The organism is Aurantiacibacter odishensis, assembly GCF_003605195.1.
GTDB classification, from domain to species: Bacteria; Pseudomonadota; Alphaproteobacteria; order Sphingomonadales; family Sphingomonadaceae; genus Alteraurantiacibacter; species Alteraurantiacibacter odishensis.
Window position 1 is genome coordinate 1 of the sequence record NZ_QYOS01000021.1, and the last position, 14,183, is coordinate 14,183.

Annotated in this window: 12 protein-coding genes and 1 tRNA gene; 9 read left to right on the forward strand and 4 right to left on the reverse strand. The window is 62.8% G+C overall.

Going from position 1 to position 14,183, the window contains the following annotated elements:
* Both scpA and D4Q51_RS04340 read right to left on the reverse strand, forming a co-directional pair.
* Positions 1-2,126 (reverse strand): methylmalonyl-CoA mutase (gene scpA, locus D4Q51_RS04335; RefSeq protein WP_120076539.1); only part of this gene is annotated, 2,126 nt, incomplete at its 3' end.
* A gap of 49 nt (positions 2,127-2,175) precedes the next feature.
* Positions 2,176-3,459, reverse strand: coding sequence for a cytochrome b/b6 domain-containing protein (locus D4Q51_RS04340; protein WP_240624562.1), 1,284 nt, complete (start codon positions 3,457-3,459; stop codon positions 2,176-2,178).
* A gap of 139 nt (positions 3,460-3,598) precedes the next feature.
* On the opposite strand from D4Q51_RS04340, the gene D4Q51_RS04345 reads away from it, so the two are divergent.
* From D4Q51_RS04345 to D4Q51_RS04370, 6 genes are all read left to right on the forward strand, one after another.
* Positions 3,599-4,012 (forward strand): holin family protein, encoded by a 414-nt coding sequence (locus tag D4Q51_RS04345; RefSeq protein WP_120076541.1) that lies wholly within the window; start codon positions 3,599-3,601, stop codon positions 4,010-4,012.
* Positions 4,013-4,083: 71 nt separating this feature from the next.
* Complete coding sequence (gene aroQ, locus D4Q51_RS04350) at positions 4,084-4,518, forward strand: type II 3-dehydroquinate dehydratase (RefSeq protein WP_120076542.1); 435 nt, start codon at positions 4,084-4,086, stop codon at positions 4,516-4,518.
* Between the two features lie 82 nt (positions 4,519-4,600).
* Positions 4,601-5,104: an acetyl-CoA carboxylase biotin carboxyl carrier protein gene (gene accB, locus D4Q51_RS04355; RefSeq protein WP_120076543.1), complete on the forward strand. Its 504-nt coding sequence runs from the start codon at positions 4,601-4,603 to the stop codon at positions 5,102-5,104.
* A 14-nt stretch (positions 5,105-5,118) separates the two neighbouring features.
* Entirely contained in the window at positions 5,119-6,477 is a 1,359-nt protein-coding gene (gene accC / locus D4Q51_RS04360) for an acetyl-CoA carboxylase biotin carboxylase subunit (RefSeq protein ID WP_120076544.1), read from the forward strand.
* A gap of 41 nt (positions 6,478-6,518) precedes the next feature.
* On the forward strand, positions 6,519-8,450 hold the full coding sequence (locus tag D4Q51_RS04365; RefSeq protein WP_240624563.1) for a S9 family peptidase: 1,932 nt from the start codon (positions 6,519-6,521) through the stop codon (positions 8,448-8,450).
* Positions 8,451-8,469: 19 nt separating this feature from the next.
* Positions 8,470-9,474 (forward strand): calcium/sodium antiporter, encoded by a 1,005-nt coding sequence (locus D4Q51_RS04370; RefSeq protein WP_120076546.1) that lies wholly within the window; start codon positions 8,470-8,472, stop codon positions 9,472-9,474.
* A gap of 70 nt (positions 9,475-9,544) precedes the next feature.
* On the opposite strand, the gene D4Q51_RS04375 is transcribed toward D4Q51_RS04370, so the two are convergent.
* Positions 9,545-10,012 (reverse strand): Lrp/AsnC family transcriptional regulator, encoded by a 468-nt coding sequence (locus D4Q51_RS04375; RefSeq protein WP_120076547.1) that lies wholly within the window; start codon positions 10,010-10,012, stop codon positions 9,545-9,547.
* Positions 10,013-10,223: 211 nt separating this feature from the next.
* Between D4Q51_RS04375 and D4Q51_RS04380 the strand changes: the two genes are divergently transcribed.
* The gene (locus tag D4Q51_RS04380) at positions 10,224-12,014 is read left to right on the forward strand and encodes a sensor histidine kinase (protein WP_120076548.1); all 1,791 of its coding nucleotides are present in this window, start codon (positions 10,224-10,226) and stop codon (positions 12,012-12,014) included.
* Between the two features lie 27 nt (positions 12,015-12,041).
* Positions 12,042-13,040 carry a polysaccharide deacetylase family protein gene (locus D4Q51_RS04385; protein WP_120076549.1) on the forward strand — a complete coding sequence of 333 codons (999 nt, stop codon included), beginning with the start codon at positions 12,042-12,044 and terminating at the stop codon, positions 13,038-13,040.
* Between the two features lie 90 nt (positions 13,041-13,130).
* Here D4Q51_RS04385 and D4Q51_RS04390 read toward each other — a convergent pair.
* Positions 13,131-13,207, reverse strand: a tRNA-Pro gene (locus D4Q51_RS04390).
* A gap of 198 nt (positions 13,208-13,405) precedes the next feature.
* Here D4Q51_RS04390 and D4Q51_RS04395 point away from each other — a divergent pair.
* On the forward strand, positions 13,406-13,792 hold the full coding sequence (locus D4Q51_RS04395) for a thermonuclease family protein (protein WP_120076550.1): 387 nt from the start codon (positions 13,406-13,408) through the stop codon (positions 13,790-13,792).
* The last annotated feature ends 391 nt before the right edge of the window (positions 13,793-14,183 follow it).

The following is a 14,183-nucleotide window of genomic DNA, read 5'->3' on the forward strand; positions in this document are numbered from 1 at the left end:
TCGGCAGGCGGCATGTTGTGGCCGAGCAGCCTTAGCAGGTCTGCGGCTGCTTCCACCACGTTGGTGCCGGGGCCGTAGATACCCTGCACGCCGGCCTTTTTCAGGATGTCGTAGTCCGTCTGCGGGATTACGCCGCCTGCCACCACCTTGATATCGGCGCGGCCTGCATCCTTCAGGTGTTCGATCAGTTCCGGGATCAGCGTCTTGTGACCGGCGGCCAGCGATGATGCGCCCACGGCGTCCACCTCGTGCTCCAGCGCCATCTTCGCCGTTTCCTCGGGCGTCTGGAACAGCGGGCCGCTGATCACCTCGAACCCCATGTCGGCAAAGGCAGATGCGATCACGTTGGCGCCGCGATCGTGCCCGTCCTGACCCATCTTGGCGACGAGGATACGGGGCTTGTGATCAAGGCGGCGGCCCACGGCCTCCACCCCCTCCACCACCTGCGCGTAACGCGCGTCGCCTTCGTAGGCGCTGGAATAGACGCCCTTCACCGGCGTGGGGATCGTGTCGTAGCGACCGAAGGCCTTCTCCATCGCGGCGGAGATTTCGCCCAGTGTCGCATCGTGGCGCGCGGCTTCCACGGCCAGCGCAAGCAGGTTGTCGTTGCTTCGAGCACCTTCGACCAGCGCCTCGAGCGCCGCCTGGCAAGCGGCTTCGTCGCGGCCTTGGCGCACCTTCTCGATGCGGGCGACCTGCGATGCGCGGACCTTGTGGTTGTCGATATCGAGCGTATCGATCGGGTCTTCCTCGGCCTTGCGGTACTTGTTGACGCCGACGATCACCGTCTCGCCCTTGTCGACCTTGGCCTGCTTCTCGGCAGCGGCGGATTCGATCGCCGCCTTGGGCGCGCCGCTGGCGACGTAGGCGGTCATGCCGCCAGCCTCGTCGACTTCGGCCAGCAGTTCGCGGGCCTTGTCGGCGATCTGTTTCGTCAGCGCCTCGATATAGTAGCTGCCACCCAGCGGATCGGCGACGTTGCAGATGCCCGTCTCTTCCTGGATCACGAGCTGCGTGTTGCGCGCGATCCGGGCTGAGAAGTCGGTCGGCAGCGCAATGGCTTCGTCCAGCGCATTGGTGTGCAGCGACTGCGTGCCGCCCAGCACGGCAGAGAGCGCCTCCAGCGTCGTGCGGATCACGTTGTTGTAGGGGTCCTGCTCCTGCAGCGATACGCCCGAAGTCTGGCAGTGCGTGCGCAGCATCTTGGACTTCTCGTTCTTCGCGCCAAGCTCGGTCATCACCTCGTGCCACAGCAGGCGCGCGGCGCGCATCTTGGCGATCTCCATGAAGAAGTTCATGCCGATGCCCCAGAAGAACGACAGGCGCGGCGCAAAGGCGTCGATATCGAGCCCCGTTTCCATCGCGCGCTTGGCGTATTCCTTGCCGTCGGCAATGGTGAAGGCGAGTTCCTGCACCGCCGTCGCCCCTGCCTCGTGCATGTGATAGCCGCTGATCGAGATCGAGTTGAAGCGCGGCATGTGCGCAGATGTGTAGGCGATGATGTCCGACACGATCCGCATCGATGGCGCTGGCGGATAGATGTAGGTGTTGCGGACCATGAACTCCTTCAGGATGTCGTTCTGGATGGTGCCGCTGAGCTTTTCCTGGCTGACCCCCTGCCGCTCTGCCGCCACGATGTAAAACGCCATGACCGGGATCACTGCCCCGTTCATGGTCATCGATACGCTCATTTCTTCCAATGGGATCTGATCGAACAGGATCTCCATGTCGCGCACGGTATCGATGGCGACACCCGCCTTGCCCACGTCGCCGCGCACGCGCGGGTGATCCGAATCGTAACCGCGATGCGTGGCAAGGTCGAAAGCGACCGAGAGGCCTTTCTGACCCATCGCCAGGTTACGGCGATAAAAGGCGTTCGATTCCTCCGCCGTCGAAAAGCCCGCATACTGCCGGATCGTCCACGGGCGGCCTGTGTACATGCTGGCATAGGGCCCGCGCGTATAAGGCGCGAAACCGGGCAGGCCAGGGTCCAGTCCCTCCGCATCGTGCGCCGTGTACAGCGGCTGCACGTCGATCCCCTCAGGCGTGTGCCACGTCAGGTCGCGGCCCGCGACTTCCTTGTCGGCCTTTGCTTGCCAGTCGGATTTGGAAATATCGTCACTCATGAAACCAGTCTCATACAGACGCGGGGCATTGTTTCAACGCGGCGCGGCATCAAGAAGTTGCATCGAATGCAAAAGTGACCTGCACGGACCCTGCGAGGTTCTCCGCGCTGGTGCCCGTGCCGACCGAGAATGCGTTGCGATCGATAGTCGCGCTGCCTTGCACGGAACGGCGGTTGCCGCTGCCCTGAAGCGTGAAGGTGATGCGCTGCGAACGACTGATTCCCTTAAGCGACAAGGTCCCGTCAGCTTCGTAGCGGTTGCCCGACACCCGGCGTACGGCCGTGCTGCGCCACACGCCCTGCGGGAATGACGCGGTATCGAAGAAATCCCCGCCGCGCAGCATGTTGTCCTGCGTCGCGTCGCCGAGACTAGCACTGGCGAGGTCGACGCGGATGGTGATCTGAGCGCTCTGCGGCGCCTCGGGGTCCATCACGATATTACCGGACCACTTACCAAAGCTGCCGTTCAGGGCCGCGCCCGAGTTCGTGGCGGTGAACCGCAGTGATCCGCCAGGCTGGATGGTCCAGTTCGGCGGCGGTCCTGAAGGTTCTTGCGCGGCCGCTTCCGGTTCCGCTTCCGCCTCCTCTACATCTTGCGCCTGCGTCGTCTCCTCTTCGATGGGTGCTTCGGCTTCGCTTTCATCATCGGCCACTTCGCCGGGCAATTCCTCCAAGGCTCCGGCATCGGCCTGCGCCACTTCGGCCTGATCCGGCGTGGCGGTATCCTCCGGCGTATCGCCGCCGACCGAAAACAGCGTGATCAGGCCCACGGCAACAACGGCGCCGCCGGTGCCCAGCGCCCGGTCGGCTTTGCCGTCGAACGTCATGCGCGCCAGCAGGTCGTCGTGAAGCAGGAAGTGATGGCGAAAGGCACCCGCCACGTGCAGCACGAACAGCGCCACGCCGCCCCAGGCAAGCCATTCGTGCGCGCCTTTCGCCAGGTCGTTCAATCCCTCGCTCAGCGGCAGATGTGGCAGGGGCACCACGCCATACAGGATAGTCGGCACATCCAGCGGATCGGTCGATACCAGAGCCCAGCCCGTTAGCGGCATGGCGATCATGAAGACATAAAAACCCACATGGACCGCGCTCGCGAGAACGCCGGTCGCGCCGCCCTCCAACGAGGCTGGCCTGGGGTGGGTGAAGCGCCAACCCAGACGCACCAGACTGAGCGCGAGGATGGTGATGCCGATGCTCTTGTGCAGCTGGTATTCGGCAAAGCCGCTGGCATCTTTCGGCATGGCAAAGCCCAGCGCGATCTCGCCCGCCAGCAGCAAGGCGATCAGCCAGTGCAGTATGATCGCACCGGTAGAGTATCGTTCAACAGCCTGCACTACAGTCTCCCATCTTGGCCGCCCCACTCTTGCCGATCCGGCCATCCCGATCAATCCACCGTGAAAGGAAGTCCTTTCCTACGCAGTTCGACCGGGTGCAGGCCCACCGGCGACTCAAACAGCCAACGGAATCAGATACATGGCCATAATCGAATCGCTCATCGGCCCCATTGCCTCGATCATCGACAAGGTGATCCCCGACAAGGAAGCGCGAGAGCGAGCCAAGATCGAACTCATCAAGCTCGAAGGCACGCAGGAGATGCAGCAGATCGAGGCGCGCCTTTCCGCCATCGTGGCAGAAGCCAGTTCCAGCGACCCGTGGACAAGCCGCGCCCGGCCAAGCTTCCTCTATGTCATGTACATCCTGCTGCTCACCGCTCTGCCGATGGGCGTGCTTTCGGCTTTTTCCCCCATCACGGCTCGGGAAATCGCGCAGGGCATGAATGCCTATCTCGGCGGGCTGCCCGAACCGCTCTACGCACTCTTCGGCACCGGCTACCTCGGCTACACAGCCGCCCGCCAGTGGGGCAAGGTGAAGGGCGTGGAGAAGTAGACCGGCTTTCCTGCCGCTTTCGTGCAATCAGCCCTTGGCCCGCCCCCGTCCAAGCGTCTAAGGGCTGATGCATGACTGATACCATTTACGTACTCAACGGACCGAACCTCAACCTCCTTGGCGTGCGCGAGCCCGACATCTACGGGGCCGATACGCTGGACGATATCGCCTCCCGCCTCGAGGACCGCGCCAAGCCGCTGGGCATCGAGATCGACATGCGCCAGTCCAATCACGAGGGCCACCTGTGCGACTGGATGCAGGAAGCCCAGACCGAGGGCGCGAAGGCCATCATCCTGAATGCAGGCGCTCTCACCCACACTTCCCTGGCGATCTACGACACGATCAAGGGCATCAAGACCCCGGTGATCGAAGTGCATATCTCCAATCCCGCCGCGCGCGAGGCCTATCGCCACAAGAGCTATGTCGGCATGGCCGCCCTCGGCTCCATCGCCGGCTTCGGTGCGTATGGATACGAGCTGGCGCTGGATGCCGCTTCCAAGCTTTAACAAATCTGTCAGACTTGCCTTGCGGCGCGACTAGGGTTAGCGCCGTGGCAATCCAGACAACGGTCGCAGAAACGGGGATTACATGCCTGAACGCAAGGGCGACGCCGCCCGCAAGGGTGGACTTAACGTAGACACCGCGCTGGTGCGCGAACTGGCCGATATCCTGGCCGAAACCGGCCTTACAGAAATCGAGGTTGAGGACGACGACCGCAAGATCCGAGTCTCGCGCGCCGCAATTGCTGCTCCCGCAGCAGCCGCACCCTCACCGGTATCCGTGGCGGCTCCCCCTCCGGTTCCTGCGGAACAGCCCGCAGCCGGTGGCGCTGCCACAGAAGCGGCTCCGGTCGACATGGCCAACGCCGTGAAATCGCCGATGGTTGGCACCGCCTACCTCGCACCCGATCCCGGTTCGGCCAATTACGTCAGTGTCGGCGACAGTGTGAAGAAGGGCGACACCCTGCTGATTGTTGAAGCCATGAAAGTGATGAACCCGATCACTGCGCCCAAGGATGGCACGGTGAAGGACCTGATGATCGGCAACGGCGAACCGGTGGAATTCGACCAGCCGCTCGTCATCGTTGCATAAGGGGGCGCTGGGCAATGGGCATCTCCCGCATCCTGATCGCCAACCGGGGCGAAATCGCGCTGCGCATCCACCGCGCCGCGCACGAAATGGGTATTGAGACGGTGGCGGTGCACTCCACCGCCGATGCCGATGCCATGCACGTGCGCCTCGCCGATGCGGCCGTGTGCATCGGTCCGCCCTCGGCCACGGATAGCTATCTGAACCACGCCGCGATCATTTCCGCTGCCGAGATCACCGGGGCGGACGCCATCCATCCCGGCTATGGCTTCCTGTCGGAGAATGCCAAGTTCGCCGACATCGTGGAAGCGCACGACATCGCCTGGATCGGGCCGAAGCCCGAACATATCCGCACCATGGGCGACAAGGTGCAGGCGAAGAAAACCGCCGGTGCCCTGGGTCTGCCGCTCGTTCCCGGCAGCGATGGTGCCGTCTCCGACTTCGACGAGATGCGCCGCGTCGCCAAGGAGATTGGCTACCCCGTGCTGGCCAAGGCTGCTGCCGGCGGCGGCGGTCGCGGGATGAAGGTGGTTCCCAGCGAGGACCAGCTCGAAGGTCTGGTGAAGCAGGCGATGAACGAAGCCAAGGCCGCGTTCGGCGACGACACCATGTACCTCGAGAAATACCTCGGCAATCCGCGCCATATCGAATTCCAGGTGTTCGGCGACGGGCGCGGCAACGCCATCCATCTGGGTGAACGCGATTGCAGCCTGCAGCGCCGCCACCAGAAGGTTTTCGAGGAAGCCCCCTCCCCCGTCATCACGCATGAAGAGCGGATGCGCATGGGCGGAATCGTGGCGGACGCGATGGCGGCGATGCAATATCGCGGCGCGGGCACGATCGAATTCCTGTGGGAGAACGGCGAGTTCTATTTCATCGAGATGAACACCCGCCTGCAGGTGGAGCATCCCGTGACCGAGGCAATCACCGGCGTCGACCTGGTGCGCGAACAGATCCGCATTGCCGACGGCAAGGATCTGTCGGTCAAACAGGAAGACATCGCTTTCACCGGCCACGCGATCGAATGCCGCATCAATGCGGAGGACCCGTTTACCTTCGCGCCCAGCCCCGGCAAGATCGATTATTACCACGCGGCGGGTGGCATGCACGTTCGCGTCGATAGCGGTCTCTACGCGGGCTATACCATCCCGCCCTATTACGATTCCATGATCGCCAAGCTGATCGTCTACGGTCGCACCCGCGAAGGGTGCCTGATGCGCTTGCGCCGTGCGCTCGAAGAAATGGTGATCTCTGGCGTGAAGACCTCGATCCCGCTGCACCAGGAACTGGTGAAGCAGCCAGACGTCATCAGCGGCGATTATACGATCAAGTGGCTCGAGGAATGGCTTGCCGAACGAGAGGCCGCCGCAGACTAGGTCTGCCCTTCAGACCCGCCCTGTCAACCGGAGTGCCACCCTTGCGTTGGATCACCGTCCCACTCGCCCTTTTCTCACTCTCCGGTCCCGCGCTGGCGCAAGACGTTGCCGAGCAGGCGGTGGAGAAACCCGTCGCAGTTGTGGCTGACGGCATTCCCCCGATCCCGCAATCTCTGGCGGACGAGACGCGTCCCTATTTCGAATACCGTACTGCGGGCTTCATCGGGTGGAATGCAGCCGATCGTTCGATGCTCGTGCAGACGCGCTTCGCCGACACCGCGCAGGTCCACCGCGTGGCCTCGCCGGGTGCAGCCCGCATGCAGATGACCTTCGAGGAAGAGCCGGTCGGCGGGGCCAGCTATTCACCCGATGGCAGCGTCCTGCTGATCTCCAAGGATATCGGCGGCAACGAGTTCGACCAGATTTTTCGCTACGAGAACGGCCGACTTGTCTTGCTGACGGATGGTACGAGCCGCAACGGACTTGGCGCGTGGAGCAACGACGGTTCGCTCGTAAGCTTCAGCTCCACCCAGCGTAACGGGCGCGACACCGACCTCTATGTGATGGATCCGCGCGACGCCTCGACCACGCGGATGCTGGCGGAGCGACAGGGTGGCGGCTGGTTCGCCGTCGACTTCACGCCCGACGACAGCGCCCTGTTGGTCATCAACTATATTTCCGTGCAGAACATGGAACTGTACCTGATCGACCTCGCCACCGGCGCGGAGACACGCATAACCGATCCTGACAACCCGATTGCCTTCAGCGGGATCCAGTATGCGGCGGATGGCCGCCTCTGGGTCTCGACAGACCAAGGTTCGGATTTCAAGCGACTGGGCACGCTCGATCCCGCCACCGGCGCCTTCACGCCGGTGATCGAGGAGGAATGGGATATTGCCGGTTTCGACATTTCCGAGGAAGGTAGCTTCATCGCCTACGAGGTGAATGCGGCGGGCCGCTCGCAGCTAAAAATTTACGACGTGGCAAACGGTGAGACTCGCACCGCTGATCTTCCGCCCGGCGTTATCGGTGGGTTCGAAATCGCGCCCTGGGGCGAGATCGGTTTCACCTTCAGTTCCAACCAGGCATCATCAGATGCCTACAGTCTCGACCCCGAAACGCTCGAATTGACCCGCTGGACCACCAGCGAAACCGGCGGGCTCGATCCCACTGATAATGTGCTCCCCGAACTGGTCGAAATCGAGAGCTTCGATGGCGAGCCCATGTCCGGCTTCCTCTACCGCCCGGACCCGGCGCGCTTCCCCGGCCCGCGCCCGTTGATCGTCGACATACACGGCGGCCCCGAGGGCCAGTCTACGGCGAGTTTCCAGGGACGCGCCAATTACCTCCTCAACGAGTGGGGCGTGGCGATCTTCGAACCGAACGTGCGCGGCTCCACCGGTTATGGCAAGCGCTTCGTTAGCCTCGATAACGGCCCCTTCCAGCGCGAAGATTCGGTGCTTGATATCGGCGCATTTCTCGATGTTCTGGAGGTCGACACCGCCATCGATGAAGGCCGCATGATGGTGACCGGCGGCAGCTACGGCGGCTACATGTGCTACGCCAGCGCCCTGCGCTATGGCGACCGTTTCGATGCCGCCGCATGCGTAGTGGCCATCTCCAACTTCGTGACCTTCCTCGAAAATACCGAGGATTACCGCCGGGATCTTCGCCGTGTGGAATACGGTGACGAGCGCGATCCGGAGCAGCGCGCCAAGCTGATCGAGATCAGCCCGCTTACCCGCATCGACGAACTCGACATTCCGCTGCTGGTGGCGACAGGTGCCAACGATCCGCGCGTGCCCGCGTCCGAAGCCGATCAGGTTATCGAGGCCGTGCGAGCGAACGGCAGGGAAGCGTGGCACTTCTTGGCCGAAAACGAAGGCCACGGTTTTGCGCGCAAGGAGAACGCCGATTACTACTACTGGACGTTCCTGACTTTCGTGCGCCAAAACCTGCTCGGCAACGACTGAGTTATTCAAGAAAGCCCCGATGCCCAACATTACCGATATCGGAATCCTGCTCGCAGGCCTTATCTTGCTGATGATCGGCGGCGACGTCATGGTCCGCGGCGCAGTCGGCATTGCCGAGCGTTTGCGCCTGTCGCCGATGCTGATCGGGTTGGTGGTGGTGGGCCTCGGCACATCCAGCCCGGAACTGGCGGCCAGCGTCCAGGCTGCGCTTGCCGGATCGCCGGGCCTGGCAATCGGCAATATCGTCGGCTCGAACCTTGCCAACCTGCTGCTGGTGCTGGGTGCCGCCGCGCTAATCGCGCCGATGGCGGTAGACCGGTCAGCATTGTGGCGCGATGGCGGCGTAGGACTTGCCGCGTCCCTGGCGCTCGTGGCTGCCAGCTTCACGCTGGGGCTGGACCGGATCGCAGCCTTCACCTTCCTCATCGGACTGATCGCCTACATCTGGTATGCTTACCAGCAAGAGAGGCTTGCGCCCGTAGATCAACCCTACGATCACACGGCCGCGTTCGACAGGGCTGCGGCCTCGGAAGGCTTCGACCCCGCTCTGCACCCGCACGACGAACCTGCACAAAGCCTCGGGAAGGCGCTGGCGTTCTTCATCATCGGCCTCGGCCTGATCGTTGGCGGCGGCACCCTGCTGGTGAACGGCGCGGTGTCGATAGCCTCTGCCATGGGGGTGAGCGAGGAAGTGATCGGCCTCACTATCGTCGCCATCGGCACGTCCGCACCTGAACTGGTGACATCGGTCATCGCTGCATTCCGCGGGCAAAGCGATATTGCGCTGGGCAACGTGCTCGGCTCCAATATCTACAACATCCTGTTTATCGGCGGCGTGACGGGTCTGGTCGCACCCGGCCCGATCCCTGTAAAGATCATCGAATTCGACTTGCCACTCGCGACACTGGCGGCCTTCGTGGTCATGGTCTTCGCCTTCACCGGCGGGCGCCTTTCACGGCGCGAGGGCGGCGTTTTGCTGGCGGCTTACATAGCCTACACGCTCTTCACGGCTGATCTGATCTAGGCCAGCGACATCGCGGCACGTTGAAAGATGGCCGCTTCAGCTTCGAGTGTAGCGGCTGACCGCAGCGGCGTCAGTCTTCCAGCGGAACGCCCGGCATGTGCTTGGAAGTGCGGATGGTGAGCGAGGTCTTTACGCTCGCCACGTTGGGAGCGGGCGTCAGCTTGCTGGTGAGAAACTCCTGGAAGCTCTGCAGGTCCTTGCTGACGATCTTCAGGATGAAATCGATTTCGCCGTTCAGCATGTGGCACTCGCGCACTTCGTCCAGCTTGGCGATGTGATCCTCGAATGCCTTGAGATCCTCTTCCGCCTGGCTGCGAAGCGAAACCATGGCGAACACGGTGATCGCGAAACCCAGTTTCGAAGCGTCGAGATCAGCGTGATACCCGCGGATCACGCCCTCTTCTTCCAGGGTTCGCACGCGGCGCAGGCACGGTGGTGCGGTGAGACCGACGCGGCGTGCAAGATCGACGTTCGTCACGCGCCCCTCTGCCTGCAATTCCGCCAGCAGGCGGCGATCGATCTTGTCGAGTGTGGACATGCAAAAGCCCCCTAGCCCTTTTCCGCAATCTCTAACGTGGACCGCGCAACATCTACCACGCCGGAACGCATCCCTGCAAAATAAAGTTCCTTATGATGGCAATTGTCCCCTTTTGCAACGCATCGGTCCTTAACCATGCTTGCCTGTCGGGACCCGGCTATTGCGAAACTTGGTGATTTTTTAACCTCGTTTTCAGTCGGAGCCCGCCCTAGTGTTCGATGACCGCCTAGCCACCGTGCTGCGCATGCGCGTCGGCAGCAGCGAGGCGGGATTGCGCACACAATTCAGGCAGTTGCTGGACCTTCTGGGCACGCGCGAAATGCCGATGTCCGGCAAGGCCATGGCACGGCTTGCCCGGTCCGCCAATGCGCTCTCTCCTTTGGATCTGAACCGCATCCTCGTCCGTCCCGCGCTCGAGAAAGCCGACAGGCGTTTCGCCACGATCGCGGGTTTCGTACGCCTGAACCATTTGCAGACGACTATTCCGCAGGAAGACCAGTCCGCTATCCTGCGCGAGCCGGGCCTGCGCCTGCGCAATCCCGAATTCGTCGCCTTCCTTGCCGAAGGGGACCCGAAACCCGCCGCTGCGGCGGTTGCCACCGCTCGGCTTACGGAAGACGAATGGCTTGACCTGATCCCGCGCCTTCCGATGACAGCGCGTGGATTCCTCCGGCACCGGCGCGACCTTACTCCCGCGGTCGAACGCCTGCTCGAAAGTCTCGGCGTTCAAGACCTCGTGTTGCCGACCGGTCAGATCGCTGGAGAAGAAGAAGAAGAAGAACCGCCACCGCCGTCCACCGCACCTGCCGCGGCAGAACCCGGAACCGACACGAAATCCTTAGCTCCCCCGCCTCCTCTCGAAGGCATTGGCGAATTGCGGCGAAGGATCACCGCCTTCCAGGAAGGCCGCCGCCAGGGCCGGGCTTCACCGCGCCTGCCACTGGACGACCGCTCCACCCAGGACGATCCCTTCAATCGTGGGGTGATCGATCTCGTCACTGATGCGAGCGGAACTGTCGTGCGCGCAGATGGCGCGGCAGGCCCCATGCTGGCGGGTCTCAAACTGGCCGCGCCGGTGCCGGGTGATCTGGTCAATTTCGACGAGAAGACCTCCAGAAGCCTGCGTCGTCGGCTGCCCCTGCACGGAGCACTGGTTACGATCAGCGCCGCGCCCGAAGTCAGCGGTGAATGGCGGATGCACGGCGCTCCGCTGTTCGCACGCCAGACCGGTGATTTCGAAGGCTATTCGCTGCGCCTCTACAGGCGCAACCGCCCGCCGATGGAAGAACACATGGACACGCCGGGCGATGCCATGCGGCAGGTGTTGCATGAACTGCGGACCCCCGTGAACGCCATCCAGGGGTTTGCCGAGATCATCCAGCAGCAGATCTTCGGCCCGGCCCCGCACGAATACCGCGCTCACGCCGCCAGCATCGCGGGTGATGCAGCGACCTTGCTGGCTGGGTTCGACGAGGTTGACCGACTGGTGAAGCTGGATAGCGGAGCGATGCGACTCGACGAAGGCGCAACCGATCTTCGCGAGGCCCTGGCCGACACGGTGGAACGGCTGGACCGTGTGCTGCGGGCTCGCAGCGCAGGGTTCTCCCTGATGGTATCGGGCTCGCCGTTTCAAGTCGCGCTGGAACGTAGTGAAGCGATGGCACTGTGCTGGCGGTTGCTGGCAACGGCGGCAGGTGCGCTCGGCCCCGGCGAGGAAGCGCAACTGGATCTTTCCGGCGACGGCAAGAGCGTTTGCCTGAGGCTCGACATTCCGCAAGGCCTGAGGGGCGACGCGCCCGATATATCTCGCGATGGCCAGCGCCGACGCGCCATCAGTGCCGGCATGTTCGGACCGAGATTTACGTTCCGACTTGCCGAGGTTGAAGCACGCGCAGCAGGGGGATCACTGGATTGCGAGGAAGACCGCGTCACCTTGCAACTTCCCTCCTTGACCTCGCCAGGCACGGCCCATAGCAGCAGCGAGAACGGGACCGGGGGCTAGCGTGTCCCGCAAACAGGAGAAACCGACGTGGCGATGGGCAACCTGCTCGACCCGCCAACCGCGAGCGCAAGGGCACGCTTTGCGGACGATACGCTGCGTTTCATCCTGACAGTCGATACCGAGGAAGATTTCGACTGGGACCAACCCCTCTCTCGCGACAGCCATGATACCCGTCACGTGCCGAGGCTGCGCAAGTTCCAGCAGTTCTGCGAGAACGAGGCAATCGTCCCCATCTACCTTGTCGACTGGCCCATCGCCACGTCGCGCACCGCGCGCGAAATCTTGCGCGAACCTGTGCTGGCAGGCCGCGCGGAGATCGGCGTTCAGTTGCACCCATGGGTCAATCCGCCGTTCCAGGAAGAGGTGACGCAGCACAACTCATTTGCCGGCAACCTGCCTCCGGAGCTGGAGGAGGAAAAGCTGGTGGCGCTGCGCGATGCGATCGAGGAGAATTTCGGTCTCGCTCCGCTCATCTACCGCGCGGGACGTTACGGCCTTGGTCCGAACACGGCGCAATTGCTGGCAAACCAGGGCATCGCCGTCGATACCTCGGTGCGCCCGCTATTCGACTATTCCAGCGCAGGCGGCCCCGACTACCGCGGCCATCCGCTGCATCCGTACTGGGTTGACGCGGAGAAGTCGCTGCTGGAGCTGCCGCTGACGAGCACATTCTGGGGCATGCTGCGCCGACAGGGCGACATGATCTACCCGCGCCTGTGGCGTATGCCGTCCATGCGCGGTGTTCTGGCGCGGCTGGGCCTGCTGGAGAGGGTGCCCCTTACGCCGGAGGGCGTGAGCGTGGAGGAAGCCATCCGGTGCATCGACATGGCACTGGACGACGGTTTGCCATTGCTAGTGCTGTCATTCCACAGTCCCTCGCTGCGGCCCGGCTCTACACCCTACGTGCGCGACGAGGATGACCTCGATGCACTCTACGACTGGTGGCGCCGAATCTTCGCCTATCTGGAGCAGCGCGGGGTCAGGCCCAGTTGCGTGCGCGACGTGATGGCATCGGTGAAGCGATAGCTCCGGGACCCGCGAAGGCGGAAAAGGTCGGGAAGACAGGATTGGCTTCGCCGATCCTTCTCAACATTCAGATGACTTGCCTTGCAAGATTGGTCGGGGAGACAGGATTCGAACCTGCGACCCTCTGTTCCCAAAACAGATGCGCTACCAGGCTGCGCCACTCCCCGGACCGCGAACGCCCTTAGGTTTTGCGCGGAAACGGTGCAAGCGCGAATGCATGAATGCGTCATTTAAATACCCTTGCCCCACGAGGACACAGGCGTCGCGAACCACTCTTGCACTACGCAGAAACGCGTGGCCTTACCAATCCAGATCGGAACCATCACCGCGCGGAAACATCGGCGAACGCGTCCTAGGCAAGCCGAATGCTTGCACTCACCACCGCTATCGCCCTCACTCTCACCTGCTCTGTCACCGATGGGGATACCATCCGCTGCGGCGACGAGCGTATCCGCATCACCGGGATCGACGCGCCGGAGACGCGCGCGTGCAGACAAGGTCGCCAATGCGTTCCCGGCGACGGCAAGGCCTCCACCCGCACGATGGAGGCGGTTGTCGAAGGTCGGCAACTTACCATCGTCAGACTCGGGCGGGATCGCTACGGTCGCACGCTGGGCGTCGTCTATGCCGATGGCGAGAATATCGCCTGCGCCCAGCTTGCCGCTGGCCAGGCCTATTATGTGGAGCGTTGGGACGACGACGGCCTCGTCGCCGCCGATTGCCCCGACCTCGCCGCACGGCGCACCGTATAGGAAGAAACACGCAAGGTGGTGGGCCCGGCAGGAGCAAAACCCAGCGATATACGTGCTTTTTATTTCAACAGCTTATCATCCTGTGACGGCATATCTGTGTCACATCCTTGTGTCACACTCAACAACAAAGCCGAGAGCCACCCAGTCTCCCAAGGAGCCGAATGACCGTTTTCGGCCAACGGTTGCAGATACCCTCACGGCTAGGATTTGGTGTATAGAGGACGGTAACAGCAAAGTACGCTTTGACCGTTTGTGGGCCGTTTGCCGACAGTCTGCTTTTGGCTTTTCGACACGGATAGCTGACCACCGAATACTCTTAGCGGTTAAACTCAAAATTGGGCAAAAAGACGCTTCCACGCAGCTTTCTAGAGTGCGTGGAGGATTTCTGCTG